Origin of the sequence: Arthrobacter sp. BB-1 (assembly GCF_006151685.1) — a bacterium.
GTDB lineage: Bacteria > Actinomycetota > Actinomycetes > Actinomycetales > Micrococcaceae > Arthrobacter.
Genome location: NZ_VDEV01000039.1, coordinates 60,313 through 85,827, shown reverse-complemented (window position 1 = coordinate 85,827; position 25,515 = coordinate 60,313). Strand labels below are relative to the sequence as shown.

Annotated in this window: 25 protein-coding genes; 15 read left to right on the top strand and 10 right to left on the bottom strand. The window is 66.0% G+C overall.

Annotation, left to right across the window (positions count from 1 at the left end; genetic code table 11):
• Positions 1–4 precede the first annotated feature (4 nt).
• From FHJ30_RS19720 to FHJ30_RS19710, 3 genes are all read left to right on the top strand, one after another.
• On the top strand, positions 5–511 hold the full coding sequence (locus FHJ30_RS19720; RefSeq protein WP_139030950.1) for a MarR family winged helix-turn-helix transcriptional regulator: 507 nt from the start codon (positions 5–7) through the stop codon (positions 509–511).
• A gap of 73 nt (positions 512–584) precedes the next feature.
• Complete coding sequence (locus FHJ30_RS21795) at positions 585–914, top strand: hypothetical protein (protein WP_240793773.1); 330 nt, start codon at positions 585–587, stop codon at positions 912–914.
• Positions 911–1,831: a serine/threonine-protein kinase gene (locus tag FHJ30_RS19710; RefSeq protein ID WP_139030949.1), complete on the top strand. Its 921-nt coding sequence runs from the start codon at positions 911–913 to the stop codon at positions 1,829–1,831. The genes FHJ30_RS21795 and FHJ30_RS19710 overlap by 4 nt, the downstream gene beginning before the upstream one ends.
• Here FHJ30_RS19710 and FHJ30_RS19705 read toward each other — a convergent pair.
• Positions 1,828–2,499, bottom strand: coding sequence for a histidine phosphatase family protein (locus FHJ30_RS19705; RefSeq protein WP_139030948.1), 672 nt, complete (start codon positions 2,497–2,499; stop codon positions 1,828–1,830). The two genes, FHJ30_RS19710 and FHJ30_RS19705, sit on opposite strands and share 4 nt — an antisense overlap.
• An 86-nt stretch (positions 2,500–2,585) precedes the next feature.
• Positions 2,586–4,028, bottom strand: a complete 1,443-nt coding sequence (gene purB, locus FHJ30_RS19700) for an adenylosuccinate lyase (RefSeq protein WP_139030947.1) — start codon at positions 4,026–4,028, stop codon at positions 2,586–2,588.
• 186 nt (positions 4,029–4,214) lie between these two features.
• Here purB and FHJ30_RS19695 point away from each other — a divergent pair, with 186 nt between their 5' ends.
• Both FHJ30_RS19695 and FHJ30_RS19690 read left to right on the top strand, forming a co-directional pair.
• Positions 4,215–4,517: a hypothetical protein gene (locus FHJ30_RS19695; protein WP_139030946.1), complete on the top strand. Its 303-nt coding sequence runs from the start codon at positions 4,215–4,217 to the stop codon at positions 4,515–4,517.
• The gene (locus tag FHJ30_RS19690) at positions 4,517–5,896 is read left to right on the top strand and encodes a hypothetical protein (RefSeq protein WP_179997650.1); all 1,380 of its coding nucleotides are present in this window, start codon (positions 4,517–4,519) and stop codon (positions 5,894–5,896) included. The genes FHJ30_RS19695 and FHJ30_RS19690 overlap by 1 nt, the downstream gene beginning before the upstream one ends.
• Positions 5,897–5,927: 31 nt before the next feature.
• On the opposite strand, the gene FHJ30_RS19685 is transcribed toward FHJ30_RS19690, so the two are convergent.
• A complete protein-coding gene (locus FHJ30_RS19685) occupies positions 5,928–6,353 on the bottom strand; it encodes a phage holin family protein (RefSeq protein ID WP_139030945.1) in 426 nt (141 codons plus the stop codon).
• Between the two features lie 115 nt (positions 6,354–6,468).
• Positions 6,469–7,344 carry an endonuclease/exonuclease/phosphatase family protein gene (locus FHJ30_RS19680; protein WP_139030944.1) on the bottom strand — a complete coding sequence of 292 codons (876 nt, stop codon included), beginning with the start codon at positions 7,342–7,344 and terminating at the stop codon, positions 6,469–6,471.
• A 128-nt stretch (positions 7,345–7,472) separates the two neighbouring features.
• On the opposite strand from FHJ30_RS19680, the gene FHJ30_RS19675 reads away from it, so the two are divergent.
• The 5 genes from FHJ30_RS19675 (at position 7,473) to FHJ30_RS19655 (ending at position 13,140) form a co-directional block, all read left to right on the top strand.
• Positions 7,473–8,591: a histidinol-phosphate transaminase gene (locus tag FHJ30_RS19675; protein WP_139030943.1), complete on the top strand. Its 1,119-nt coding sequence runs from the start codon at positions 7,473–7,475 to the stop codon at positions 8,589–8,591.
• A 149-nt stretch (positions 8,592–8,740) separates the two neighbouring features.
• Complete coding sequence (gene pdhA, locus FHJ30_RS19670; protein WP_139030942.1) at positions 8,741–9,979, top strand: pyruvate dehydrogenase (acetyl-transferring) E1 component subunit alpha; 1,239 nt, start codon at positions 8,741–8,743, stop codon at positions 9,977–9,979.
• Positions 9,979–10,959: an alpha-ketoacid dehydrogenase subunit beta gene (locus tag FHJ30_RS19665; protein ID WP_139030941.1), complete on the top strand. Its 981-nt coding sequence runs from the start codon at positions 9,979–9,981 to the stop codon at positions 10,957–10,959. Before pdhA ends, FHJ30_RS19665 begins: the two co-directional genes overlap by 1 nt.
• Before the next feature lie 21 nt (positions 10,960–10,980).
• Positions 10,981–12,513 carry a dihydrolipoamide acetyltransferase family protein gene (locus FHJ30_RS19660; protein WP_139030940.1) on the top strand — a complete coding sequence of 511 codons (1,533 nt, stop codon included), beginning with the start codon at positions 10,981–10,983 and terminating at the stop codon, positions 12,511–12,513.
• A gap of 9 nt (positions 12,514–12,522) precedes the next feature.
• A complete protein-coding gene (locus FHJ30_RS19655; protein ID WP_139030939.1) occupies positions 12,523–13,140 on the top strand; it encodes a phosphatase PAP2 family protein in 618 nt (205 codons plus the stop codon).
• A gap of 31 nt (positions 13,141–13,171) precedes the next feature.
• On the opposite strand, the gene FHJ30_RS19650 is transcribed toward FHJ30_RS19655, so the two are convergent.
• The 6 genes from FHJ30_RS19650 to FHJ30_RS19625 all read right to left on the bottom strand — a co-directional run bounded on the left by FHJ30_RS19650 (position 13,172) and on the right by FHJ30_RS19625 (position 18,366).
• The gene (locus FHJ30_RS19650; protein ID WP_139030938.1) at positions 13,172–13,507 is read right to left on the bottom strand and encodes a hypothetical protein; all 336 of its coding nucleotides are present in this window, start codon (positions 13,505–13,507) and stop codon (positions 13,172–13,174) included.
• Positions 13,508–13,662: 155 nt separating this feature from the next.
• Positions 13,663–14,091: a universal stress protein gene (locus tag FHJ30_RS19645; protein WP_139030937.1), complete on the bottom strand. Its 429-nt coding sequence runs from the start codon at positions 14,089–14,091 to the stop codon at positions 13,663–13,665.
• A 43-nt stretch (positions 14,092–14,134) separates the two neighbouring features.
• Complete coding sequence (locus FHJ30_RS19640) at positions 14,135–15,427, bottom strand: PLP-dependent aminotransferase family protein (RefSeq protein ID WP_139030936.1); 1,293 nt, start codon at positions 15,425–15,427, stop codon at positions 14,135–14,137.
• An 85-nt stretch (positions 15,428–15,512) separates the two neighbouring features.
• On the bottom strand, positions 15,513–16,298 hold the full coding sequence (locus FHJ30_RS21790; RefSeq protein ID WP_240793772.1) for a hypothetical protein: 786 nt from the start codon (positions 16,296–16,298) through the stop codon (positions 15,513–15,515).
• A gap of 140 nt (positions 16,299–16,438) precedes the next feature.
• The gene (ligD, locus tag FHJ30_RS19630; RefSeq protein ID WP_139030935.1) at positions 16,439–17,683 is read right to left on the bottom strand and encodes a non-homologous end-joining DNA ligase; all 1,245 of its coding nucleotides are present in this window, start codon (positions 17,681–17,683) and stop codon (positions 16,439–16,441) included.
• Between the two features lie 125 nt (positions 17,684–17,808).
• Positions 17,809–18,366, bottom strand: a complete 558-nt coding sequence (locus FHJ30_RS19625) for an NAD(P)H-dependent oxidoreductase (protein ID WP_139030934.1) — start codon at positions 18,364–18,366, stop codon at positions 17,809–17,811.
• 124 nt (positions 18,367–18,490) lie between these two features.
• Here FHJ30_RS19625 and FHJ30_RS19620 point away from each other — a divergent pair, with 124 nt between their 5' ends.
• From FHJ30_RS19620 to FHJ30_RS19600, 5 genes are all read left to right on the top strand, one after another.
• On the top strand, positions 18,491–19,099 hold the full coding sequence (locus FHJ30_RS19620; protein WP_139030933.1) for a TetR/AcrR family transcriptional regulator: 609 nt from the start codon (positions 18,491–18,493) through the stop codon (positions 19,097–19,099).
• A gap of 357 nt (positions 19,100–19,456) precedes the next feature.
• Positions 19,457–20,440 carry an ABC transporter permease gene (locus FHJ30_RS19615; RefSeq protein ID WP_139030932.1) on the top strand — a complete coding sequence of 328 codons (984 nt, stop codon included), beginning with the start codon at positions 19,457–19,459 and terminating at the stop codon, positions 20,438–20,440.
• Between the two features lie 2 nt (positions 20,441–20,442).
• Entirely contained in the window at positions 20,443–21,432 is a 990-nt protein-coding gene (locus FHJ30_RS19610) for an ABC transporter permease (RefSeq protein WP_139030931.1), read from the top strand.
• Positions 21,429–23,666, top strand: a complete 2,238-nt coding sequence (locus FHJ30_RS19605) for an ABC transporter ATP-binding protein (protein WP_139030930.1) — start codon at positions 21,429–21,431, stop codon at positions 23,664–23,666. The genes FHJ30_RS19610 and FHJ30_RS19605 overlap by 4 nt, the downstream gene beginning before the upstream one ends.
• Before the next feature lie 52 nt (positions 23,667–23,718).
• Positions 23,719–25,440, top strand: a complete 1,722-nt coding sequence (locus FHJ30_RS19600; RefSeq protein WP_139030929.1) for an ABC transporter family substrate-binding protein — start codon at positions 23,719–23,721, stop codon at positions 25,438–25,440.
• Positions 25,441–25,515: the final 75 nt, after the last annotated feature.

Below are 25,515 nucleotides of genomic sequence, written 5' to 3'. Positions count from 1 at the left end.
TTCCATGCGCTCTACGGGTAACGAAGGCTCCGGGTATTGGTATGGGCCGGACGGTCAACTGGATTACAGCGCGGCGGTGCTGAAGTCGTTGCGGGACTACCGGACCGCTGAAACGGCCGTCCGGAGGTCCACCCGGGACTCCATGGGGATGGGCGAAACGGATATCCTCGCCCTGCGCTACCTGCTGCGCGTCCAGGCATCCGGCAAGGCCGTGGTTCCCAAAGACATCAGCCAGTTCCTGGGCATCACCAGCGCCTCCACCACGTCCCTTATCGACAGGCTTGTGGCCAGCGGACATGTGCGCCGGGAGGCGCATCCCACGGACAGGCGCTCAGTGGTGGTGGTTCCCACCGTCGAGTCTGACAAGGAAGTCCGCGTAACGCTCGGCGCCATGCACCGGGAGATGATGTCCGTGGCGGAAGGACTGACGGCGGAGGAGGCGCGCGTGGTGGTCAAGTTCCTCGAGCGGATGACCGACGCCCTGCAACGGGCGCAACACGAAGAAAAGTAACTAGGCTAGCTAGCTAGACCGGCTAGCAATATGTATGCTTACGATTATTCCCCGTCATCCTTACACCGGAGTCGTGAGCGTGTTGGTTACCTTTACTGAGCTGTTCCCGTTGGAACCCCTTCCGCCCAGCGCGTCCTTCCACCCATCGCCCCGCGACGGCGCGGCCGTCGGCGACCCCGCCACCCACTGCGGCTCCGCCATGGACCTTGTCACCCCCGCCGTGGGGCCGGCCGCCGTCGGCTATTCCTTCGAAGCCGAGGACGGCGGCCCCGTGTACCTGCCGCCCGTGTGGCGGTGCGGGTGCGGTTTCCAGCTGGATGCCTGGATCCAGTCCCCTTATGCCTACGGTTCGCAGGACGGGACAGTGGCGGGCCCAGCACATTCCGCGGCGCTCCCCGCATGACCGCGCCCGTGCTCCTTCGATCGGCTGCGGCACTCCACGCCGCCAAGCCCGTGGTGGCGGGACGCTACGAACTCAGGGACCTGCTGGGCCGCGGTGCGCTCGCGCAGGTTTTCCGCGCTGCGGACCTCGAAGGCGGGGCCGATGTGGCGGTGAAGGTGGCAGTGGGCGTGTCAGCCAAACACTTTGAGAGGATCCACACCGAGGCGGCCATCCTGGCATCCCTGCAGCATCCTTCAATTGTCCGGTTCATCGGCCAGGGCGTGGTGCCCGGCAGCTCTGCCCTCGCCGGGCGCCCTTTCCTTGTTGAGGAACTTGCCCTGGGACCCAGCCTCTCGGAGGCTGCCCGCACCAGCCAGTACCACCCCGACGTTGTTGCGGGGTGGGCCCGGGGACTCTTCGAAGCCTTGGCCCACCTGCACGGGCAGGGGCTGGTGCACCGCGACATCAAGCCCGCCAACCTGATGCTGAGCGGCCTGCGGCGGAGCCCTGTCCGCATCATCGATTTCGGCATCGTGGCGCCTGCCGGCTCGGCGCCGGAACCAGGCATCTCATCAGGAACTGTGCACTACATGAGCCCGGAGCAGGCATCGGGAGGGCCGGCGCGGGCCTCCTGGGACGTCTACGCCATGGGACTGGTCCTGCTGGAGCTGCTCACCGGAGCCAAGGCGTTTCCCGGCACTGCCATCGAGTCCCTTGTGGCCAGGACCCTCCGCAGTCCGCAAGTGCCGGAGTCCCTGGGTCCCGGCTGGTGTTCCTTCCTCCGGTCCCTGACGGCCATGGACAGCGGAGAACGTCCGACGGCGGGGGAGGCGGCGGGCATGGCCGCTCGACTCGTTCCCGTTCCCGCCGGCGAAGCGGCCATCCCCTGCCGCGGGATGGCGGTTTTCCCGGCCCGGCGGATCCGCCAGCTGGCCTAGGCCACGTCCCGGCCCGTGGGGTCTTCCGCGGTTGGGTCCGCGAGGGAAAGTCCGCCCACCGGGCTTCCGTCCCAGTGGATAAGCTTCCACCCGCGGTCCGGATCGCCTTCCAGCGCCACGATCCCGGTATTGGCCAGCACATGCCGCGCGGCGAATTCGTGGTCCGCATCCTCGGCCCGGCGTCCCGCCCAAGTGCGGATCGCCGCGCCGTGGCTGACAACGGCAGCGGCTTCATGCCGCTGGTCCAGTGCCCGGTCCACAACCTGGCGGATGGCAGCGTCGAAACGGTCAAAAAATGTGTGCCCGTCCGGACCTGCCGGCATCCGCCGGTCCAGGTCCCCGGCGGCCCAGGAGAAGACGGTCCCCATGTAGCGCTTGTGGGCTTCCTGGTCCGTCAGCTTCTCAAGGGAGCCGGCTTCGATTTCGTGCAGGCCGTCCAGTATCTCAACGTCCAGGCTGTGCACCCGGCCCAGCGGTGCGGCCGTGATCTGGGTCCTGATCAGCGTGGACGCGTACAGGGCACCGATGGGCTCGTTCGCCAGCGAGCGGGCCATGGCCTCGGCCTGCCGTTCGCCGAGTTCCGTAAGCCCGGGGCCCGGATGCGCCGTATCGAGTTGGCCCAGCACGTTGCCGGGAGTCTGGCCGTGGCGGATGAGCAGCAGCTTCATGGTTCCAGTTTCGCACTCCCGGCGGGCCCGGATGACCATAAACAAAGGCGCCGGACCCCTTCGGTGCCGGCGCCGTCGTCGTACTTTTACTTAAGGTGGTCCACCAACTGCTCCGCGATGCCGGTGTACTTCCCGGGCGTCAGGGCGAGCAGCCGGGCCTCGGCTTCCGGTGACAGGCCGAGGCTTTGCACGAATTCCTGCATGCGGGCGGCGTCCACCCGCTGGCCCCGCGTGAGGTCCTTGAGCCGCTCGTAGGGGTTCTCCATGCCTTCGACGCCGGCAATCGCCTCGGCGCGCATGACCATCTGGATCGCCTCGCCCAGCACTTCCCAGTTGGTGTCCAGGTCCCCGGCCAGGACGTCCTCGGCCACATCCAGGCGCTCCAGGCCCTTGGCGACGTTGGAGATGGCCAGCAGGGAGTGGCCGAACGCCACGCCGATGTTGCGCTGGGACGAGGAGTCGGTGAGGTCGCGCTGCCAGCGGGAAGTGACCAGGGTGGAGCCCAGGACGTCCAGCAACCCGCTGGAGATCTCCAGGTTGGCCTCCGCGTTCTCGAAGCGGATCGGGTTCACCTTGTGCGGCATGGTGGAGGAACCGGTGGCGCCGGCCACCGGGATCTGCGCGAAGTAGCCGATGGAGATGTAGCTCCAGATGTCCGTGCAGACGTTGTGCAGGATGCGGTTGAAGCGCGCAACGTCGGCGTACAGTTCTGCCTGCCAGTCGTGGCTTTCGATCTGCGTGGTCAGCGGGTTCCAGGCCAGCCCCAGCCCTTCGACGAAGGACTTGGACACCTGCTGCCAGTCGGCGCCGGGGACCGATGCCACGTGCGCGGCGTAGGTTCCGGTGGCGCCGTTGATCTTGCCGAGGTATTCGGTTTTGGCGATCCGGTCCAGCTGGCGGGTGAGGCGGTGCGCGATGACCGCCAGCTCCTTGCCCAGGGTGGTGGGGGTGGCAGGCTGGCCGTGGGTGCGGGACAGCATGGGAACGGCCCGGTTTTCCTCAGCCATCTTGCTGATCTGGGCCACCAGGGCACGGGCGGCGGGCAGCCACACGTCCTCCACAGCCCCCTTGATGCCCAGGGCGTAGGAAAGGTTGTTGATGTCCTCCGACGTGCAGCCGAAGTGGACCATGGCGGTCAGGTTTTCGATCCCGATGGCGGGCAGGCGCCGGCCGATGTAGTACTCCACGGCCTTGACGTCGTGGACCGTGACGGCTTCGATTTCAGCAAGTTCGGCCACGGAGGCAGCGTCGAATTCGGTGACGATCGCACGCAGCTGCTCCTGCTGTTCCGGGGTGAGCGGGCCGGCGCCGGGAAGGACGCTGTTGCTGGTCAGGTGGATGAGCCACTCAACTTCCACTGCCACGCGGTCCCGGTTGAGGGCAGCCTCCGAGAGGTAGTCAACCAAGTGTGCGACAGCCGACTGGTAGCGGCCGTCCAGCGGGCCGAGCGCAATTCTTTCCGGGGACGCGGCAAGGGCCAGGCGTCCTGAGGGCGTACGGGTGTCAGCTGTGGCGGCAGTTTCAGGCATGTGCTGATTCTTTCACGAAGTCCGGCAGCCCCTTAAGCGGCTGCCTCCGCGTTACTTGTCCACATAGCCGACGGCGGTTCTTCAGGTCAGGGGCAGTCCCTCCGTAGCGTCGGAGCAGGGAAGGGCAACGCCGGGCGGAACGGGGGACTCATCGATGCAACGGGCAAAGGTGTGGTGGGAAGGACAATGAGCAGCGAACTGGCAGGCACCGACCTGCGGGCGGGCATGCTGCGCGCTTCCCAGGTGGACCAGCTGGCGGATCGCGTGGCGGCCTGCCTGGTCGGCGCAGAGGAAGTCCTTGCAGGGTTCAGGGATATCCAGTTGCTGCAGTGGGAATCACCGGCTGGCCGGGCATACCGGGACTCTGTATCACTCCAGGCCGCTGCCCTGCGCCGTTCGCTCGAATCCCTTGTTGAGGCAAGGTCCGCCGTGGCCAGGCACAGCCAGGAGACCTTGGTGGCTGCCTGTTCCTACGGCGGCACGCCGTAATGGCCGAGGCAACCCCTTCAGGCAGCGGCGGCCCCATCCGGGTTTCCGGGCCGGCAGACGATGGAGCCCTGGCCATCCGGGGAGGTGTGGGCGGTATCAGCTTCCAGCTGGAGGAGCTCGCCGGAGGTGCCGAGAAGCTGGATGGCCTCGCAGGCAGGCTGGCCGGGATCGAGGTTCAGGTCCGCCGCATCTGGGAGGACCTCACTCCTTACCAGGACCTGCCCAGGTGGACGGGAACCATGGCCCTGACCGCGGTGGGGGAAGCCGAGCGGAGCGTCCGGGCGGTCCGGACCGAACTGCAGCGCATCAGCAGCCAGGTCCGGGCTTCCAAGCACGAGTATGAAATGGCGGAGTGGTTGGCGGGCGCTGCGCGGTCGCTTGGAATAGTCAGCTTCGAAGATATCCATCATTCCATGACCGATATAGCCGCCACCCGCTTCCCCGACGGCAAGATGACGGAAACCATCGTGGCCAGTCTTGGTCTTCAGGCCGCAGATGTGAAGCGGCGGGCTGAGATGGAACCCTGGGCTTGGGACGCTCTAGAGCAGGCCGGTGTCTTCAGCCGCCCCTTGGCCGTGCATCAGGAAGAGTCAGTGCAAGTGGACCTGGACTCCTCTCCGGCCGGCCTGCTTGAGCGCATCCGGCAATTGGATGCGCGGGGTGCAGGATTTATTGAGATTGTCGAAATCTCCAATGGCGGCAACAAAGCGTATGTGCTTTTGGTGCCCGGCACCCAGCCTGCCCTTTACGGCGCCGGTGGGGAGAACCCGTTTGATGAGGTGGGCATAACGGAGGCAATGGTGTACAACTCCGACGAAGTGAGCGTTGCGACGCTCCAGGCCCTCCAGGCAGCTGGGGCGGAGCACGGATCTGCCGTGGTGGCAGTAGGTTACAGCCAGGGCGGCATCCATGCCATGAACCTCGCAGCGGATCCCCGTTTCCTCGGCAACTACGACCTTCAGTATGTCCTGACCGCCGGTTCCCCCGTGGCTGGGATCACTCCCGTGCCGGGGGTGCAGTCGCTGCATCTTGAGCACCGTGGCGACTGGGTGCCGGGTTCGGACGGGGCGCCTAATCCGGACACGAAGGACCGTGTGACAGTTACCCTGACCAACACCCCAAGGGTCGCGGAGGGGGAGGGCGGGATCGGACCCGGCCACGCGCTCAGCACCTACCAGGACGGTGCCCGGCTGGTGTCACATAGTGGCGACCCTTCGCTTGTGGAGTCCACCGCCGCTCTCGGCGCCATACTCGGCACGGGAGGCGCCGCCACGGCCACCCGGTTTTCCCTGTCGCGGATGAAGGCCGCCCCGGCACCGGGTCCTGCCCCGGCTCCCGCTGATGACAAAAAACCAGCACGTGGTTATGCCGGGCGCTAGGTGCGCCGGGTTCGGCAAGGGAGAGTGCCGGCTACCGGCGGATGCCGGTAAGCCGCCCGGCCACCAGCGAGATCAGGGTAATGATGATGGCCGCGAGCACTGCTGTCCAGAAGAACGAATCAATGGTGAAATGCACGGGCGTGAAACTGCTGATCCAAGACGTCACATACAGCATCGCGGCGCTGATGACGATGGTAAAGAGGCCCAGCGTCAGGATGGTGATCGGGAGGGACAGGAAACTCACCAAGGGGCGGATGAACGCATTGACTAATCCGAAGATCAGGCCGATGAACAAGTACGCCAGGGCAGTTCCTGCGACGTCCGTTCCTTCTGCAACACCGGTTTTGGCTACCGCGTCTGTGGCGGCCGAGGTGGTGATGTCCAAGCCGGGAAGAACCCAGCTGGCAATCCACAAAGCGAGTGCGTTGATAAGGACCCGGCCAATGAATGAACGCATGGTCCTATGCTGTCACAGCACCAGCGTGTGAGCCGCGCCCACAAACGGAAACGCCCGGTGGCGCGGACGGCCACACCACCGGGCGAGCGTCGTGGCCCTGCCATGCAACCCGTTGTTAGCGCATCAGGCCGTTCGGCTTCTGTGCCACCGAAACGTCGGCGACTATTGGCAGGTGGTCGGACGCCATGCTGCTGATGACCTCTGCGGAACGAGGCTGGATGTCACCGCTGCCGAGGATGTAGTCGATCCGCCGGTCAGGATTCTCCACTGGCATCGTGTAGGCCTGGTCCTGGCCGAGCGCTGCGAAAACGTCCGTGAAGCGTGTCATAAGCTGCTGCATCTCGGTGGAGGCCGGAACGGCGTTCAGGTCACCCACGAGTAACGAGGGACGGGCGGATTCGGATGTGATGTCCAGGATTTCCTTGACCTGCAGTTGGCGCTGCTCGCTCCGGCGGTGGTCCAGGTGCGTGTTGTAAAAGCCGATGTGGTTTCCCTCGACATTGATGACCGTTTCCAGCAGGCCCCTTTGCTCTGTCGGCTTCTCTGCGTACTGGATGTTGGTGAGCAGGTGGTTTTGCGAACTGAGAATTGGGTATTTGCTGAGGACGGCCGTGCCGTACTGCCGCCGGTCAGTACGTCCCGGCTCCGGGCCAAGGTCCAGGTTCGCTGCGTAGGCATAGTGCATGTCGAGGCGCTCAGCGAGCCACGCGGCCTGGTCCTGGTAATTGCTGCGAGCGGACCAGTGCCTGTCCACTTCCTGGAGGCCGACGATCTGCGCGCCACTGGATTCGATCTCCTCCGCAATCCGGTCCAGGTCGAGCACGTCACGGCCGCTGGCACCGTGGTGGATGTTGTAGGACATGACCCGGAGATCGCTAAGCCCGGTCCTTTTCACCTCGTCCTCGGCGGCAGTGGCAGATAAGCCGGCGCTGAGTATGCCAGTGACGGCCAGAGCGGCCGCGGAGAGCGTTGCGGCAAGTTTTCGCATCATTGAGGTTGTCTTTCTGCTTGGTCCACGTGGGATTCCCAGCCCACCAGTGACGGATGACCCAGCGGTTAAGGGGCGGTGAACCCCGGAGGGCCCTCGGGAGGCGGGTGCTGCGAAGTAGGCTGGTCTGCATGACGTCATCTGAGACTGTGACGGGCGGTGTCCAGCCCCGTCCGGTGGTGGCCCGGTTGCCCCGGTACGCCGCCGGAAAGCCCCCCGCCGCCGTTGACGGGCTGGCCAGTTACAAGCTGTCCTCCAATGAGAATCCGCTGCCCCCGCTTCCCGCGGTCCTGGAAGCCATTGCCCACCAGACCGATTTCAACCGGTACCCGGACCCGCTCAGCAGCAGGCTGCGCGGCGAGCTGTCCACGTTCCTGGGGGTCCCCGCGGAGGACATCGTCACCGGCGCGGGCAGCCTTGGCGCCCTGAACCAGCTCCTGGCCACGTTCGCGGGACGGAACGACGACGGCACGCCGGACGAGGTGGTCTACGCCTGGCGCTCTTTTGAGGCCTACCCCATCAGCGTGGGCCTCTCCGGCGCGGAAAGCGTGCGCATCCCCGTCACCCCGGACGGCCGCCACGACCTCCCCGCGATGGCCGCGGCAGTGACAGCCCGGACCAAGATGGTCCTCCTCTGCACACCCAACAACCCCACCGGCCCAGCCCTCCGCACAGCCGAGACCGAGGAATTCATCCGGCTCGTCCCACCCCACGTGGTGGTGGTGATTGACGAGGCCTACCAGGAGTTCGTGCGGGACGACGAAGCGGTGGACGGACTCGACATGTACCGCAAGTACCCCAACGTGGTGGTACTCCGGACCTTCTCCAAGGCGCACGGGCTGGCCGGGCTGCGGGTGGGCTACAGCGTGGCCAACCCCGGGCTGACGCAGCACCTCAGGGTGGCCGCAACCCCCTTTGCCGTGTCGCAGATTGCCGAAAAGGCCGCGATTGTTTCGCTGCAGAACTACCCCCAGGTTGTAGAAAGGGTACAAAGCCTGGTTGATGAGCGCGAGCGGGTCACGGCAGGACTGCGGAGCCTGGGTTGGGCTGTTCCCGACGCCCAGGGGAACTTCGTCTGGCTCGACATGGGCGCCGATAGTGCCGAGTTCGCCGAGCTGGCCGGGTCTCGGGCCCTTTCCGTCCGCGCATTCCCCGGCGAAGGGGTCAGGGTGAGCATCGGCGAGGTCGAGGCGAACACCCGGTTCCTCCAGCTGTGTGCGAACTATACAAAGGCGCCACGGGGTTCCTAGCGCTTAACAAGTAGCTCTGCGGCTACCTACTGAAGATAAAGTTAGGATCAGTACAGCAATATATATGCCGCGCCGGGAATCTATTCCTCTTGAGGCATATATCCCAGCGACATTGCACTGCATCCGCATGCGGCAAGCGAGGAGACGGTATGGGCACACATCTGCCTTCCACCGAGTTCGACGAAACAGCGGTAGACGACCAGCGCGAGGCTGATGCCGAGGCAGTCATGGGCGAGCCTCCGGCGCAGATGGTCCAACTCCTGGGCCCGGACGGAAAGCTGGGTTTCGATCCCGTCTTCACCGAGTATGCGAAGAAGATCACTCCGGAGGCCCTCCGCGGCCTGTACGCGGACATGGCGGCCATCCGCCGGTTCGACGTCGAGGCAACGGCCCTGCAGCGCCAGGGGCAGTTGGCACTCTGGGTCCCGCTGACCGGACAGGAAGCGGCGCAGATCGGTTCCGGCCGTGCCAGCCAGCCGCAGGACTACATCTTCCCCACCTACCGCGAGCACGGCGTGGCCCTGACCCGCGACGTGGACCTGGCCGAACTCCTCAGGCAGTTCCGCGGAGTCTCCAACGGCGGCTGGAACCCGAAGGACACCAACTTCCACCTCTACACACTGGTCCTTGCCGCCCAGACGCTTCACGCCGTCGGCTATGCCATGGGCATCCAGCGCGACCAGAAGCTGGCAGCAGCAACGGGCGCGGCCGGTGCGGGGGAGGACGCCGCCGTCATCGCCTACTTCGGCGACGGCGCCAGCTCCGAGGGCGACGTCCACGAATCCATGGTTTTCGCGTCCTCCTACAACGCCCCGGTGGTGTTCTTCTGCCAGAACAACCACTGGGCAATTTCGGTGCCCACCAACGTCCAGACCCGCGTGCCGCTGTCCAACCGCGCCAAGGGATACGGCTTCCCGGGAATCCGCGTGGACGGCAATGACGTGATCGCCGTCCACGCCGTCACGGAATGGGCCCTGGAGCACGCCCGCCAAGGCAAGGGCCCGGTCCTGATCGAGGCCTTCACCTACCGCGTGGGCGCCCACACCACTGCCGACGACCCCACCAAGTACCGCCAGTCCTCAGAAGAGGACGCCTGGCGGGCCAAGGACCCGCTGGCCCGCGTGGAGAAATACCTCCGCTCGGAGGGCCTGGCGGACGACGCCTTCTTCGCGAAGGTGAAGGCCGACGGCGATGAACTCGCCGCCTACGTCCGGCGCACCACCCACGACCTCGAAACCCCGGACATCCGCTCCGCGTTCGCCAACACCTACGCCGAAGCCCACCCCCTGGTGGCGGAGGAACTTGCATGGTTTGAGCAATACAGCGCAGGGTTCGCAGACGGGGAACCTGGCGAAGAGGCCCGGGCAGCAGCAAAGGCAGGCCACTGATGACCACCATGACCATCGCCAAGGCCATCAACGAAGGCCTCCGCGCGACCCTCACCCAAAATCCCAAATCACTGCTGATGGGTGAAGACATCGGGCCCCTGGGCGGCGTCTACAGGGTGACGGACGGACTGATCGGCGAGTTCGGCCCGGACAGGGTGGTTGATACCCCGCTGGCGGAATCCGGGATCATCGGAACCGCCATCGGCCTTGCGCTGCGCGGCTACCGGCCGGTCTGCGAAATCCAGTTCGACGGATTCGTGTTCCCCGGCTTCAACCAGATCACCACGCAGTTGGCCAAGATGCACGCCCGCAGCAACGGCAACCTCACCGTCCCGGTGGTCATCCGCATCCCGTACGGCGGCGGCATCGGCTCGGTTGAGCACCACTCGGAGTCCCCGGAAGCATTGTTCGCGCACACTGCCGGCCTGCGCATCATCACGCCGTCCAATGCGCATGACGCGTACTGGATGGTCCAGCAGGCCGTGGCGTGCCAGGATCCGGTCATTATTTTCGAGCCCAAGCGCCGTTACTGGCTTAAGGGCGAGGTGGACGTCGCGGCGCCGGGCCAGGCAGGGGACCCCTTCAAGGCCCACGTCCTCCGAAGCGGCACGGACGCCACCGTGGTGGCTTACGGCCCCCTCGTCCCGGTTGCGCTGGCCGCTGCCAACGCGGCGGAGGAGGACGGGCACAGCGTGGAGGTGATCGACCTCCGGTCCATCTCACCGCTGGACTTCGATACCGTCACGGCCTCCGTGCAGAAGACGGGCCGCCTGATCGTGGCCCATGAGGCCCCCACCTTCGGCGGCATCGGCGGCGAAATTGCGGCAAGGATCAGTGAGCGCGCCTTCCATTCACTTGAGGCCCCGGTGATCCGCGTGGGCGGATTCCACATGCCGTACCCGGTTGCCAAGGTGGAGGAAGACTACCTTCCGGACATCGACCGCATCCTGGAGGCGCTGGACCGCGCCCTCTCCTACTGAGGCTCTCCAACCGAGGACACCATGACTCTCAACAAGTTCAACCTGCCCGACGTCGGCGAGGGCCTCACCGAGGCCGAAATCGTCTCCTGGAAGGTCAAGCCGGGCGACGCCGTCGCCATTAACGACGTCCTGTGCGAGATCGAGACGGCCAAGTCCCTGGTGGAACTGCCCTCCCCTTTTGCGGGGACCGTCACGGAACTGCTGGTGCCGGAAGGGGTGACCATCGACGTCGGCACGGCCATCATCAGCGTCAGCGACGACGTCTCCGGGGACCCCACGCCCGCCGACGTCCCTGCGCCTGAGACTCCCGTCCAGCCGCTCTACGGAAAGCTTCCGGCGTCCGACGGCGGCACAACAGGAAGTGCCACGGGCGCGGACAGTGCGTTGGCCGGGGGCCCCCTGGTTGGCTCGGGACCGAAGGCGGACGCCGTCAAGCGGCGCCCAAGGGTTTCGGCGAGCTCCACCACCAGCGGCCCGGCGGGCTCGCTGTCCGTCAATGCCCCGGAGGTGGAGCCGGTCCAGCCCCGTACGCCGGCAGAGGTGTCCGCAGGGCCGGGGACGCCGGCAGGCAGTGCGACGCAGATGCCCGGCCAAACTGCCGGCGGTGCCGTGGACAACCGCCCTACGCTGGGCGGCACCATCACCGGCCTGGTGAACAAGGTTTTGGCGAAGCCGCCGGTGCGCAAGATCGCCCGGGACCTGGGCATCGACCTGGCCGACGTGGTGGCAACAGGATCCCGCGGCGAGGTCACGCGGGAGGACCTGGTCAGCTACCAGGCCCAGCGGGACGCGGAACTGGACAAGGCGGACGGTTTCTGGGGCAAGGCCGGCAAGCCGCAGGACCAGCGGATCGAACGGATCCCCGTCAAGGGCGTCCGCAAGGCCACGGCGAAGGCCATGGTGGACTCCGCGTTCGCAGCACCCCACGTCAGCATCTTCGTGGACGTTGATGCCAGCCGCACCATGGAATTCGTCAAGCGGCTCAAGGCCTCACGGGACTTTGAGGGCATCAAAGTCTCGCCGCTGCTCATCCTGGCCAAGGCTGTGATCTGGGCAGCCGCGCGGAATCCCAGCGTCAACGCCACGTGGGTGGACAACGTGGACGGGACAGATGCCGCGGAAATCCAGGTCAAGCACTATATGAACCTTGGTATTGCGGCAGCAACACCGCGCGGGCTGATGGTGCCGAACATCAAAAACGCGCAGGACCTGTCCCTGAAGGAACTGGCCCTGGCGCTCAACAATTTGGCCCTGACCGCAAGGGCAGGGAAGACCCAGCCCGCTGAAATGCAGGGCGGCACGCTCACCATCACCAACATCGGTGCCCTCGGGATCGATACCGGCACACCCATCATCAACCCGGGCGAGGTAGCCATCGTGGCCTTCGGAACCATCAAGCAGAAGCCCTGGGTCCTGGACGGGGAAGTGATCCCGCGCTGGATCACCACCCTAGGCGGGTCCTTCGACCACCGCGTGGTGGACGGCGACCTGTCCGCCCGCTTCATGGCCGACGTCGCCGCCATCCTGGAGGAGCCGGCGCTCCTCCTGGACTAGGGCAACCACATGGCCGTCAACAGCAGCACCATCCGGCTGAAAAACCGGGCCGCGAGATGGCTGACGGAGGCATTCCAGCCGCCCGTGGTGGTGAGCCTCCAGCTGCTGATCAGCCCCATGACGCAGCCGGGATTCCCAGGAACCCTCGGCTACGGCGCGCTGGCCGCCCTGTTTGTCTGCGTGCTCCCGCTGTTCCTGCTTCTCCTGCTGGTGCGGATGGGGAAGGTGACGGACCACCACGTCAGTGACCGCCGGCAGCGTGCGCCTGTGCTGCTGATGGCGCTGGTGTCTATCCTGGCCGGGCTCCTGGTACTGGAAGCGGCCGGGGCGCCGCAGAGCGTGGTGGCAATGGTCCTTGCCGTGGTGGCGGGGGTGGTGGTGCTGGCCGCCGTGAGCCCCTTCTGGAAGATCAGCGGGCATGCGGCGGCGGTGTCCTCTTCAGCCGTGATCGCGGTGCTTATGCTCGGCCCGGCGTGGCTTCCGCTGCTGCTCCTGGTGCCTGCCGTGTGCTGGTCCCGCGTGGTGTTGCGGGCGCATTCGCGGGCGCAGGTAATAGCCGGATCCCTGTTCGGCGGTGTGGTAATGGCCGGGATCTGGTGGGCGCTGGACGGCTGGATGGTGCCCTAGGCCGACGTCCCGCAGGAGGTGGGTTTCGCCCCTAGTAGGACGTGTACGCAGCCAGCATCTCCAGGGCGGCGGGGTCCGCGGTGGTCCCCAGAACCACTGCCGCGCCCGTCAGGAGTACTGCCATGGCCGCCGCCATTCCGGCCCAGGCGGTGAGGAGCTTCCAGTCCTCGCGCAGCACGCTGCCCACGGTCTCGGGAAGCCTCAGGCCGGGGGCGATGAGGTTCGGCGCGCTGTCCACGCTGCCGTCGTCCAGCAGGGCAACCACCCGGTCATTGGTCCGGTCAACCCGCATGGAGCAGATGTGGTTGCCGTGGCGGGCCAGGAGAATGTCGTGGCCTGCCAGATGGCGGCGCTGGAGGGTGATCATTGGAGCCCTTTGCTGGTGGCGGGTGGGGGTGTCCGCACCATTGGGGGCTTCTCCAATTTTATCTTTGCGCCTCGGGCGGGAACCCCGGAAAGTCCGTGAGAACAGACACTCCCCTTGGCGATATGCGCCACCAGGGGGAGTGTCGGCGGTAACTGCTAGTCGGCGTCGTAGGTGTTGGCGATGTACACGTCGCAGGGGGCGTTGTGGGCAACGCTGTTGGCTACGCTGCCAAGCACGCGGCCAATCCCGTGCATCCTGCGGTTTCCCACCACGATGATCCGCGCTTCAGTGCGCAGCGCTTCCTTGATGAGGGCGTCGGCCGGCCTGCCGCGGGCGGCGGAGTACGTGATCTTGATGTCCCGGCCCAGGGACTCCGCCACGGTCCGTGCCACATGCTCGGCGGCGTCAGCGTCGGACACGATCCACCGGTCGCTGCCGCTGCCGAAGACCTCCGTGCGGTCGCTGTCGAAAGCGGACACTACATGGAGGGAAGCACCGAGGGCTGCCGCGAGGTCCCGGGCCTGCCCTGCGGCCTTCTTTGCAGTTGCGCTGCCGTCCACACCGACGACGATGATTCCGCTCATGTTGCTCCTTTGCTTGGTTTCGTTGGCGCTGGTCAGGCCAAGGCTACAGCGCGGCGATGGCTTCCTGAAGCACCGGCGCCAGGCGGCGCACCCCTTCGGCGATGGCTTCCGGGGGCACGGCGCTGAAGGCCAGCCGCAGCTTGTTGGATGGCTCGTCCGACGGCGTGAAGGCGGCCCCCGGGATGAACACCACTCCGGCGTCGATCGCCTTGTGCAACAGGGGATAGGTGTCCACGCCTTCCGGCAGCGTCACCCACACGAAGAACCCGCCCTCGGGGCTGGTCCACGTGGTTCCGGCCGGCATGTCTTCCGCCAGGGCAGCGAGCATGGCGCTGCAGCGTTCGGCGTAGAGCCTCCGGTAGGTCTCGATCTGGCCCCGCCAGTCGTAGTCGCGGAGGTACGCCGAAATGAGCATCTGGTTGAAGGCCGGCGGACACAGTGTCACGGATTCGGCCGCCAGGTAGTACCGGCGCTGCAGGTGCTCCGGAACCAGGGCCCAGCCGATACGCAGTCCCGGAGCGAAAATCTTGGAGAAGGAACCCATGTAGATCACGTCGTCCGGGTTCTCGGCGCGGAGCGGCTGCAGCGGCTCACCACTGAAGCGAAGCAGGCCGTAGGGGTTGTCCTCGACCACCAGGATATTCGCGTTGCGGCATATATCCACCACCTGCTGGCGCCGGTCCCTCGCCAGGGTGATTCCGGAGGGGTTGTTGAAGTTGGGGATGGTGTACAGGAACTTGATGTTCTTTCCGGCCATCTGGAGCGCCGCGATCCGTGCCTCCAGCAGGTCCGGCACCAGGCCGGACTCGTCCATTTCGACGGTTTCCACCTGCACCTGGTACGCCTCAAAGGTGTTCAATGCACCCACGTAGGTGGGATCCTCCACGAGGACCACGTCGCCGGGATTGCAGAAGAGCTTCGTGGCGATATCCTGCGCGGACTGCGAGCCGGCGGTGATTACCACGTTCTGCGGACTGGCATCGAGGATGCCCTCGACGGCCATCAGTTCGCAGATCTGGGCGCGGAGTTCCTCGGATCCTTGCCCGCTGCTGTACTGCAGGGCCGTCAGTCCGTCTTCCGCGATGATCCGGGCGGCCGTCGCGGCGAGCCGCTCCAGCGGGAGGGACTGCAGGTAGGGGCTGCCGCCAGCGAGCGAGACGAGGCCTGGGCGCATGGAGATGTCAAAGACATCCCGCACCGCTGACTGGCGGATATTCGCGGCGCGCTCTGAGAACAGCTCGTCGTGGCGGTGGGCGGAGGTTGCTGCCCGCTCAATGGCATCAATGGCTTCGGCCGGCAGCGTCCCTGCTGCGGCGTCAAGTGTTTCGTGGCTCACATCATCAGGATACCGCGGAGTGTTGCCTAAAAAGCAACACCTGTATATCTATGAGCCACCTTGGGTAGTTGCCGCAGGAAGTAAGTCAGCCCTGGCCGAGCTTCAAGGCTTCCGCGAGGCTGCGACCATTCACGTAGATTTCCGCCCTGATGGCGCCCGTGGCAGCCACAGCCGTTTGCGTGAGCTGGGCTTCCATGCGGGGCACGTCGCAGGTTCCGCCGGGCCTCAGGACCCCGGCGAGGTAAACAGTGACGGTAGTGCCGTCGAAGCTGCCGGAAAGGAACCTGAGCCGCGACTGGTCCAGGGCGTTGTAGGCCTCCGGTTCGTGCGTCCGCATTGCTCCGTCCGAAGAATCCAACAGCGCGCCGATCGCAGAAGGAAGCGGCTCGTCGGCGGAGCTCGCCTGGGCTATGCCCACCAGGCTGTCATTGCAGCCAAAACGCACTCCGTTCCTGCCGCCGTCGTCCACGAGGACGTAGTACGCCGTCACCGTGCCTCCCGGCGCTTCGCCGGTGGCGGGGCCTTCCGGGAGGGATCCTTTCGCTGCCCTCTTCCCGGGCGTGCTGGCGGTTGCGGGCGCAGGTGTGGCCGGCGCATCTGTCCCCGCACCGTTGCTGGAAGGGGGTTCGTCCACGGGTGGGGCGGGAGTGGTCTCCTGCCCCGCGGCATCCTGGGGCTGCGGTGCCGGGGTGAGGGACTGCGGGCCTGCTGCCGGCGCGCTCCCGTTGAGGGGCAGCGGGGCGGATGAAGGCTGTGTGGACTCCTGGGAACCCTGGACCACGCAGGCGCCGAGCCACAACGGAAGCATCAGGCTGGCGGCTACTGCCCGCAGCCTTGCCCTGCGTCTTCCTGCGCTCCACCCTGCTGGCATGCCTGCACCGCAATCCATCGTCCGGTCCGGTGGATTAACGTTACGGCCGGGGTTTTGGGGCGGGAATGCCGGGAAGGTACCGGTTGGGACAAGAGTTGGTCACGGAACTGCGGCCCTCAAGGCCGCTGTCAAGGCCGCAGTCAGGGAGTTGGCTGGCCCGGCCACTCCCTGCCCGCCCAGGGATCGTAGTCCGCGATGAGTTCCTCCTGGCCCGGACGCTCCGCCTCGGGGATGTGCTGCAGGTTTATCCGCACCCGGTACCAGAGCGAGCTCGATCCGCGCATCCCGTCCACCATGACATCTGCCGGATGGAGGGCCGGAACGAGGCCGGCATGCCGGGATTTCCATTCCTCAAGGGCAGTCAGCGCTTCGGGTTTGGTCCTGGTCCGTGCCACCTCGATGAGCGGCATCACGGACTGACGGCGGCCCGAGCCGTCCCCGGCCCGCGGCGCTTTCTCGGCTGGGCCCAGCTCGGAAGCAAGTGCAAGGAGCGCATCGAGGCTGCCCGCGGCACCGTCGATCCCGGCGTGCGGGTCACCGCTTTCGGCAAAGCGTCCCGGCACCGTTCGGACGGTGAACTGCTCCGGGCGGGCCGTGCGGACCTCGTCCCAGGTCAGCGGCGTGGAGACCCGGGCGTCGGGCAGGGGCCGGACGGAGTAGGCCGATGCCACGGTGCGGTCCTTGGCGTTCTGGTTGAAATCCACAAACACGCTCTCCCCGCGCTCCTCCTTCCACCACCGCGCGGTGGCCAGGCCGGGGGCGCGGTTTTCCACCTCGCGGGCGAGGGTCTCGGCGGCGAGCCGCACGTCACGGTAGGACCACTGCGGCGCGAGGCGCACCAGGATGTGGAGGCCGCGCGAACCGCTGGTCTTTGGCCAGCCCACCAGGCCGGCGTCGCCGAGAACCTCCCGCGCCACATAGGCGACGTCGACGATCTGCGACCAGTCCACGCCCGGCATCGGATCGAGGTCCACGCGGAGCTCGTCAGGGTGCTCCAGGTCCTCCGCGCGCACGGGATGCGGATTGAGGTCCAGGCATCCGAGGTTCACCACCCAGGCCAGGCCCGCGGCGTCGCGGATGACCGCCTCTTCGGCAGACGTCCCGGACGCATAGTGCAGTGTTGCGGTCTCGATGAAGTCCGGGTGGTTCTCCGGCACGCGCTTCTGGAAAAACGGCTCGGCGCCGATGCCCTTGGGGAAGCGCTTGAGGACCATCGGCCGCCCGCCCGCACCCCGCAGTGCGCCCTCCGCGACGGAAAGGTAGTACTGCACCAGGTCCAGCTTCGTCAGCCCCGGTTCCGGGAATACCATCTTGTCGGGGCTGGAGATGCGGACCTCGGTGCCGGCGATGGTGAGGGTCTCGGCCGGGGTCTTCGACGGGCTCATTCCGTCACGCTAGCAACGAACGTACGCTGCAGCCAGAGCCGGCGCGGCCGGCGGGTGGAAGGTGCCGGTGCAAACAGAAGTGCCCGGCGCAGATCCCTGCACCGGGCACCGCGGAGGGCAGCTGGTTAGGCTGCGGGCTGGGAGGCTGCGAGGGCGTCGAAAACGCCCTTGATCTGCTCCACTACCTCTGCGTCGTCCTTGGGGTGGAGTTCGGCGAAGCGCACCATGGAGCCGGGCACGGCGAGCTTGACGTCCTCAAGGATCTGGGCGCCGGCGATGCCTGCAGCCTTACGGGCCTCGTCCTGCGCCCAGACCCCGCCGTACTGGCCAAAGGCAGTGCCGACGACGGCGGTGGGCTTGCCGGCCAGGGCGCCGGCGCCGAAGGGGCGGGACAGCCAGTCGATGGCATTCTTCAGTGCGGCGGGCACCGTGCCGTTGTGCTCCGGAGTCACGAGCAGCAGCGTGTCGGCCTCATTGGCGGCGGCGCGCAGCGCGGCCGCTGCCTCGGGTACCTGGCCCTCGACGTCGATGTCCTCGTTGTAGAAAGGGATGTTGCCCAGGCTCTCGTGGATCACCACGTCCACCTGCTCCGGTGCGTTCAGCTGGATGGCTTCGGCCAGTTTCTGGTTGGTGGAGTCGGCGCGGAGGCTGCCGACGAGGGTAAGGACGGTGCTCTTGGTCATGGGAACTCCTGGGTCAGGGCTGCGGGAGGGCCGCGGCCGGGTTGAAAGCTGGGGCATTTGCTGCCTTCACCAGACTAAACGGACTGCGGTCCGCTTATTATTCCCGGGCCGTAGAATAACTGTTGTGAGCTTCATCCCATTGCGGCCCGGACTGACCCCGGAGCCCTCCCCTGAACGCCGCGATGCTGCCCGGAACAGGGAGCGCCTGCTGAAGGCCGCGCAGGAGCTCATTGAGGAATGCGGCCCCCAGGGGCTGACCATGGACAGACTCGCAGAACACGCCGGTGTGGGCAAAGGCACCGTTTTCCGCCGGTTCGGCAGCCGGGCCGGGCTGATGCTGACCCTCCTAAGCGAATCCGAGGCCGCCTTCCAAGCGCGCTTCATGTTCGGGCCGCCGCCGCTGGGGCCGGGCGCAACCGGACTGGAGCGGCTCATCGCCTTCGGTGCCGAAAGAATCGCATACGTGATGGAATTCGGCGAGCTGGTGCTCGCCGCGGAAAACGCACTGAGGGGGCGCTTCGAAGCGCCCCCGGCGGCACTCTGGCACCGCCACATCGAGGTGCTGCTCCGGGAAGAGGGATTCGAGCCGGAGCCCTGGCTGATGGCCGGCTCCTTGAGCGCCACCCTTGATCCGGAGCGGCTGCTGACCCTGGTCAAGGTCCACGGCGTCACGCCCGAACGCCTGGCAGCCTCGTGGCGGGAGCTTGTCACACGGGTGGTCCGCGGCGCGTAGATTACGGCATTTCCGAACCGTCCGTCCAGTCACACGGACTTCACAAACTTATTCATAACGATCTGATACGGGCGGGTAACTTTCCGCGCGTGCGCCCGTATTTTCGCTTCGGGCTTGTGATAGTTTCCTCTGGAATGTGACCCGCGACATAGTCCACCAGGACCTGGCCTGCCAAGGCTGCGGGAGGCCAGCTACCCGCTGGTGGAGGACCCGATGAAGCGGCACAACCCCCGCTTAACCGGGGATGACGGAAGGATCCAGCACGTGATTGTTGATAGGCCCAACACCCCGGCGCGCCAGTGGATACCGCTGTGCTCCTTCCCCCGGCCCGTGGCGGCGAAACGGAAATAGCGCCTCATGCTCAGGTACCTCGCCAAGCGCGGCATCACGTACATCTTCATGATCTTCCTGACCACCTCGGCGGGATATTTCCTGGCGGTCAGCTCCCTGAAGCCCGCGCTGCTGGAGCAGGAACGGATTCCCCGTCCCACCCCGGAGCAGGTGGCAAACTCCATGCGGCTGAAGGGCCTCGATCCGGATCTCAGCCCGTGGGAACGGTACGTCGAATGGCTCACCGCGATCGTGACGCGCTGGGACTGGGGCCGCAGCCCCAACGGAGCCTTCATCAACGCCGAGTTCGGGGACCGCGTCTGGATCTCCACCCGGCTCTTCCTGGCCTCCATCATCCTGACCCTGGTGATCGGGGTGGCCCTGGGCGTCTACTCGGCCGCGCGCCAGTACAAGTTCCAGGACCGGGCCATCACCTCGTACAGCTACCTTGCCTACATCGTGCCCGCGCCGATTGCGTACTTCCTGGTGCAGCTGGGCGCCATTAACATCAACGAAACCGTGGGCGAGCGGATTTTCTTCGTGACCGGCATCTCCACTCCCGGGATGGAGCCTGGCTGGGCCCAGTTCATCGACATGCTGGCGCACTACGCGGTTCCCACCGTGGCCATCACGCTGGTGGGCTGGGGGTCGTACCAGATCGCCCAGCGCCAGTACCTCCTGGACAATGTCAACGCGGACTTCGTCCGGACGGCCCGCGCCAAGGGCCTGACCCGCAACCAGGCGATCTCCCGGCATGCGCTGCGGGTCTCCTTCATCCCGGTGGCCCAAAGCATCGCCTTCACCATCCCGGCCATCTTTGCCGGCGGCTTCTTCGCGGAGAAGATCTTCGCATGGCCCGGCGTGGGTTCGTGGAGCATCGACGCCATCTCGCTCCAGGACGTGAATGCCGCCACCGCCACCCTGGCGTACGGCTCGGTCATTTTCGCCCTGGGAGCCATCCTGGCGGATTTCGCCACCACCCTTGTTGACCCGAGAGTGCGGGTGCAGTAACCGTGACCAACCTCAACGCCGTGGATCCGGCCGCCGTCGCCCAGGACGCGCACCTGGAGAACGCCGACGTCGTCATTGGCAAGAACACCATCATCTTCCGCCGCTTCATGCGGAACAAGACGGCCGTGGCAGGCCTTGCCATCTTCCTTGCCCTGACACTCTTTTCCTTTGTGGGCGGATACTTCACCCAGTGGGACAAGGAAACCATCGACCCCTTCAATATCGGCATGCCGCCGGCCGCCGAGCATTACCTGGGCACCTCCCAGGCGGGCATCGACCTCTACGCAATGACGGTGGAAGGCACGCGGATCTCCATCCTGATTGGCCTGATTGTCGGGCTCGTCTCGGTCCTCGTCGCCGCTGTCTACGGGTGCACCATGGCCTATTTTGGCGGCAAGGTGGACAAGGTGATGCTCTTCATCCTCGAAGCGCTCATTATGATGCCGGCCCTCCTGGTAGTGGCGGTGGCCACCAGCGGCGGAGGCGAAGGGCTCAGGCGGAACCTGCCTTCGTGGCTGCTGCTGATCATCGTCCTGCTCGTCTTCAGCTGGATGGGCACGGCAAGGCTGATCCGGTCGCTGTCCATGTCCCTGATGCAGCGGGACTTCGTCAAGGCTGCCCAGTACATGGGCGTCCCGGCGGGCAGGATCGTATGGCGGCACCTGGTGCCCAACATCGGCTCACTCCTGGTCCTGGACATCACCCGGGGCGTCACCGGCGCCATCCTCGCGGAAGTTGCCTTCTCCTTCATCGGCATCGGCATCAAGGTTCCGGACGTGAGCCTCGGCGTGCTGATCGGCGGAGCCACGTCCCAGGTGCAGACTTTCCCCTGGATGTTCTGGGTGCCGCTGACCGTTATGTTCCTCCTGACCGGATCCCTGGCCATGATGAACGACGGACTGCGGGACGCCTTCGACCCCAGCTCCAGTTCGTCCGGCAGCGCCAGGAAGCGCACCGCCCTGAAAACCCGTGTGAAGGGGAACGCCTCATGAGCAGCGAAACTGCCGCCGGGCCGGTTGGACAGCCCCAGTCAGCGGCGGAGCGGCTGCACGTCGCAGGCTTCCACGCCCCCACGGACGCCGTCCTGTCCGTCCGGGACCTGAACGTCCGCTTCAACACCGAGAACGGCGTGGTGCACGCCGTCCGGGGAGTGGACTTCGACCTGATGCCCGGAAGGACGCTGGGCATCGTGGGCGAGTCCGGTTCCGGCAAATCGGTCACGTCCCTTGCCATCATGGGCCTGCTCCCCGAGACGGCAGGGGTTACCGGCTCCGTCCGGCTGAACGGCAAGGAGCTGCTGGGCCTCAGCGACAAAGCGATGTGCGGGTACCGCGGCAATGAGCTGGCCATGGTCTTCCAGGATCCGCTGTCCTCGCTGACGCCCGTCTACACCGTCGGCAACCAGATCATCGAAGCGCTGACCATCCACAACCCCACCATGAGCAAGCAGGCGAAAGAAGCCCGCGCCGTCGAACTCCTTGCCATGGTGGGCATCCCCAGCCCCAAGGAACGCCTCAGGGCCTTCCCGCACGAGTTCTCCGGCGGCATGCGCCAGCGCGTGATGATCGCCATCGCCATCGCCAACAACCCGCGGGTCCTTATCGCGGATGAGCCGACGACGGCCCTGGACGTCACCATCCAGGCCCAGGTGCTGGAGGTGCTGCATACCGCGCAGGAGGAGACCGGTGCCGCCGTCGTGATGATCACGCACGATCTCGGCGTGGTGGCCGGCATGGCCGACGACATCATGGTGATGTATGCCGGCAAGCCGGTGGAGACGGGCGCGGTGGATGACCTCTACTACAACCCGCGGATGCCTTACACCATGGGCCTGCTCGGCGCCGTGCCGCGCGTTGACGTCGCGGAAAAGGCGTCGCTGGTCCCCATTGAGGGCATGCCGCCCAACCTGGTCCACGCGCCCACCGGCTGCTCGTTCGCCCCCCGCTGCCCCCTTGCGTCGGACGCGTGCCTCGACGGCGAACCGGCGCTCGTCCCGGTACCGGGCAGCGTGTACCACAGCGCGGCCTGCATCAAGTCGGAGTCCCTGGGCGGCGACGTCGATGCCCGCGACGTCTTCGCCGCCCCACCCGTGCCCGTCTCACGGTTCGACGCCATACCGCGGGAGGAGCGCTCAACAGTCCTGCAGCTCAAGGACGTGCGCAAGCACTTCCCGCTCACCCGGGGCGCGCTGCTCAAGAAACGGATCGGCACCGTCAAGGCAGTGGACGGACTGAGCTTCGATATCCGCGAGGGGGAGTGCTTCTCCATTGTGGGCGAGTCCGGCTCCGGCAAGACCACCACGCTGCTGGAAATCATGGAATTCCACAAGGACCAGGACGGCGAGGTGGTGATTGGCGGGATCAGCAACAAGCAGGCCGCCGACGCCCGGACCAAGAGCGCCATGCGCCGTGAACTCCAGATGGTGTTCCAGGACCCCACCGGGGCACTGGATCCACGCTTCACGGTCTACGAAGTGCTGGCCGAACCGCTCCAGAACGCGGGCATGGACCGGCAGGCCATTAAGAAACGCATCATGGAACTCATGAAGCTGGTGGGCCTGCAGCCGGACCACGTCAACCGCTTCCCCAACCAGTTCTCCGGCGGCCAGCGCCAGCGGATCGGCATAGCCCGGGCCCTGGCCGTGAACCCGAAACTCGTGGTCCTTGACGAGCCAGTCTCCGCCCTGGATGTCTCCGTCCAGGCCGGCGTCATCAACCTCCTCGACAAGCTCCGCGCTGAGCTGGGCCTCAGCTACCTTCTGGTGGCCCATGACCTCTCGGTGGTCCGGCACATCTCCAACCGGGTAGCCGTCATGTACCTGGGCAAGATCGTGGAAATCGGCGAGGTGGACCGCGTGTTCGACAACCCCCGCCACCCCTACACCCGCGCCCTGCTCTCGGCCATCCCCGTCCCGGACCCGCAGCTGGAACGCACCCGGGAACGCATCATCCTCCGGGGCGACCTGCCCTCGCCGCTGGATGCACCCAAAGGCTGCAACTTCGCCACCCGCTGCCCGGTCTTCGCAGCGCTGCCCCCGGCGAAGCAGGAAAAATGCCTGACCCTTGAACCTCCCCTGGAACCCGTGCGGCCGTCGCAAGCGGCCCAGGCGCTGGCGGCGCACCCGCTGCCCGCCCTGGACCAGCGCTTCGCCTGCTTCTTCCCCGACGGGGAACTGGACGAGGACATGCTGGTGGTCCATGAAGCTGCGGACCACCACGCACCCTAGGTTTAACCGACCCATCACCAGCACCACCACTCGCAACAACGAAGGGAACACCATGAGGAATCTGAACAGGATCGGCGGGGCGGCGGCCATTGCCGCGGCTCTGGCGCTGACGGCCTGCGGCGGCGGTGGCGGGTCCACCGGGCCGGAAACGGCCAAGGGCCAGGAGGCAGGCAGCGACCTGTCCAAGCTCATCAGCATCAATGAGAAGCCTGCAGCCGATCTTGAACAGGGCGGCAAGGTCACCCTTCCGCTGGGCAACATCGGCCCGGACTTCAACGGGTTCTCCAACAACGGCAACAGCGCGGACAACTCCGCGCTGCAGATCCCGATGAACCCGGTGGCCGTGAACAGCGGCGGTATCGGCGGCTGCTGGAAGCTCGACTTCGAGGGCAAGGCGTCCCCCAACAAGGACTTCTGCGAGTCCGTGGAAAACGACGTCAAGGATGGCAAGCAGACCATCACCATCAAGGTCAATGAGAAGGCCACCTACAACGACGGCACCCCCATCGACGTCAAGGCCTTCCAAAACACCTGGAACATCCTGAAGAGCCCCGATGCCGGGTACGACATCGTCAGCTCGGGAGCGTACGAGTTCGTGGAATCCGTCGAGGCCGGCAGCAGCGACAAGGAAGTAATCGTCAAGACCAGCCAGCCGGTGTATCCGCTGGAGGACCTGTTCTTTGGCCTGATCCACCCCGCCGTGAACAGCCCCCAGGTCTTCAACGAGGGCTTCAACGGCGAGCTGCACCCGGAGTGGATGGCCGGTCCGTTCAAGCTGGACCAGTACGACACCGCAGCCAAGACCGTCACCCTGGTTCCCAACGAGAAGTGGTGGGGCAACAAGCCGGTCCTGGAAAACGTGGTGTTCCGCCAGCTTGAGACCAGCGCCCAGATCGCCGCCTTCAAGAACGGCGAGATCGACGCCATGTCCGCCAACACCATCTCGCTCTACAAGCAGCTTGAAGGCACCAAGGACTCCGAGGTCCGCCGCGGCCAGCGCCTGTTTGCCGGCGGCATGAACCTCAACGCCCAGCGCATCACCGATGTGGCTGTCCGCGAGGCGATCTTCGCCGCCGTTGACCGCGAGGCCCTCCGGAAGGTCCGCTTCAACGGCCTGAACTGGGAAGAGCCCAGCTCCGGTTCCATGATGCTGCTGCCCTTCTCCGAGTACTACCAGGACAACTACCCCGTCAAGGAAACCGGTCCGGACGCCGCCAAGAAGGTCCTGACGGACGCCGGCTACACCGCCAACGCAAACGGCATCATGGAGAAGGACGGCAAGCCGGCCGCCTTCAAGATCAGCAACTTCGGTGACGACCCCACCACGCTCGCCTTCACGCAGACCCTGCAGAAGCAGCTCCAGGCCGGCGGCATGGATGTTGGAATCGACCAGCGCGCCTCTGCCGATTTCGGCAAGGTCCTGGGGTCACGTGAGTTCGACATGAGCGTCTCCGGCTACACCGTGGGCGCGGACGCCACGTCCGCCGTCAAGCAGTACTACGACTCCAAGACCAACGAGAACCAGTTGGGCGACGCCGAGCTGGACAAGAAGATCGCCGATCTGGCCTCCATCGAGGACAACGCCGCCCGGAACAAGGCAGCGATGGACGTGGAGAAGGAGCACATGGCGAAGTACTTCTCCATGGGTGTGGTCATGAACGGCCCGCAGATCTCCTTTGTCCGCACGGGCTTGGCCAACTACGGTCCTTCCCTGTTCCAGAGCCTCTCCCAGGTTCCGGACTGGACCACCATCGGTTGGGAAAAGAAGAAGTAACCCACCGTCCTTAGGCTCAGTACAGCCCACTAAAGCAGAGGCTGGCACCTCCTGGACACAGGAGGTGCCAGCCTT

What these genes read in the sequence shown, in the direction of transcription:
- FHJ30_RS19720 (WP_139030950.1), top strand. Translation starts at nt 5, where the DNA reads ATGCGCTCTACGGGTAACGAAGGCTCCGGGTATTGGTATGGGCCGGAC.
- FHJ30_RS19710 (WP_139030949.1), top strand. Translation starts at nt 911, where the DNA reads ATGACCGCGCCCGTGCTCCTTCGATCGGCTGCGGCACTCCACGCCGCC.
- FHJ30_RS19705 (WP_139030948.1), bottom strand. Translation starts at nt 2,499, where the DNA reads ATGAAGCTGCTGCTCATCCGCCACGGCCAGACTCCCGGCAACGTGCTG.
- purB (WP_139030947.1), bottom strand. Translation starts at nt 4,028, where the DNA reads ATGCCTGAAACTGCCGCCACAGCTGACACCCGTACGCCCTCAGGACGC.
- FHJ30_RS19695 (WP_139030946.1), top strand. Translation starts at nt 4,215, where the DNA reads ATGAGCAGCGAACTGGCAGGCACCGACCTGCGGGCGGGCATGCTGCGC.
- FHJ30_RS19690 (WP_179997650.1), top strand. Translation starts at nt 4,517, where the DNA reads ATGGCCGAGGCAACCCCTTCAGGCAGCGGCGGCCCCATCCGGGTTTCC.
- FHJ30_RS19685 (WP_139030945.1), bottom strand. Translation starts at nt 6,353, where the DNA reads ATGCGTTCATTCATTGGCCGGGTCCTTATCAACGCACTCGCTTTGTGG.
- FHJ30_RS19680 (WP_139030944.1), bottom strand. Translation starts at nt 7,344, where the DNA reads ATGATGCGAAAACTTGCCGCAACGCTCTCCGCGGCCGCTCTGGCCGTC.
- FHJ30_RS19675 (WP_139030943.1), top strand. Translation starts at nt 7,473, where the DNA reads ATGACGTCATCTGAGACTGTGACGGGCGGTGTCCAGCCCCGTCCGGTG.
- pdhA (WP_139030942.1), top strand. Translation starts at nt 8,741, where the DNA reads ATGGGCACACATCTGCCTTCCACCGAGTTCGACGAAACAGCGGTAGAC.
- FHJ30_RS19665 (WP_139030941.1), top strand. Translation starts at nt 9,979, where the DNA reads ATGACCACCATGACCATCGCCAAGGCCATCAACGAAGGCCTCCGCGCG.
- FHJ30_RS19660 (WP_139030940.1), top strand. Translation starts at nt 10,981, where the DNA reads ATGACTCTCAACAAGTTCAACCTGCCCGACGTCGGCGAGGGCCTCACC.
- FHJ30_RS19655 (WP_139030939.1), top strand. Translation starts at nt 12,523, where the DNA reads ATGGCCGTCAACAGCAGCACCATCCGGCTGAAAAACCGGGCCGCGAGA.
- FHJ30_RS19650 (WP_139030938.1), bottom strand. Translation starts at nt 13,507, where the DNA reads ATGATCACCCTCCAGCGCCGCCATCTGGCAGGCCACGACATTCTCCTG.
- FHJ30_RS19645 (WP_139030937.1), bottom strand. Translation starts at nt 14,091, where the DNA reads ATGAGCGGAATCATCGTCGTCGGTGTGGACGGCAGCGCAACTGCAAAG.
- FHJ30_RS21790 (WP_240793772.1), bottom strand. Translation starts at nt 16,298, where the DNA reads ATGCCAGCAGGGTGGAGCGCAGGAAGACGCAGGGCAAGGCTGCGGGCA.
- ligD (WP_139030935.1), bottom strand. Translation starts at nt 17,683, where the DNA reads ATGAGCCCGTCGAAGACCCCGGCCGAGACCCTCACCATCGCCGGCACC.
- FHJ30_RS19625 (WP_139030934.1), bottom strand. Translation starts at nt 18,366, where the DNA reads ATGACCAAGAGCACCGTCCTTACCCTCGTCGGCAGCCTCCGCGCCGAC.
- FHJ30_RS19615 (WP_139030932.1), top strand. Translation starts at nt 19,457, where the DNA reads ATGCTCAGGTACCTCGCCAAGCGCGGCATCACGTACATCTTCATGATC.
- FHJ30_RS19605 (WP_139030930.1), top strand. Translation starts at nt 21,429, where the DNA reads ATGAGCAGCGAAACTGCCGCCGGGCCGGTTGGACAGCCCCAGTCAGCG.
- FHJ30_RS19600 (WP_139030929.1), top strand. Translation starts at nt 23,719, where the DNA reads ATGAGGAATCTGAACAGGATCGGCGGGGCGGCGGCCATTGCCGCGGCT.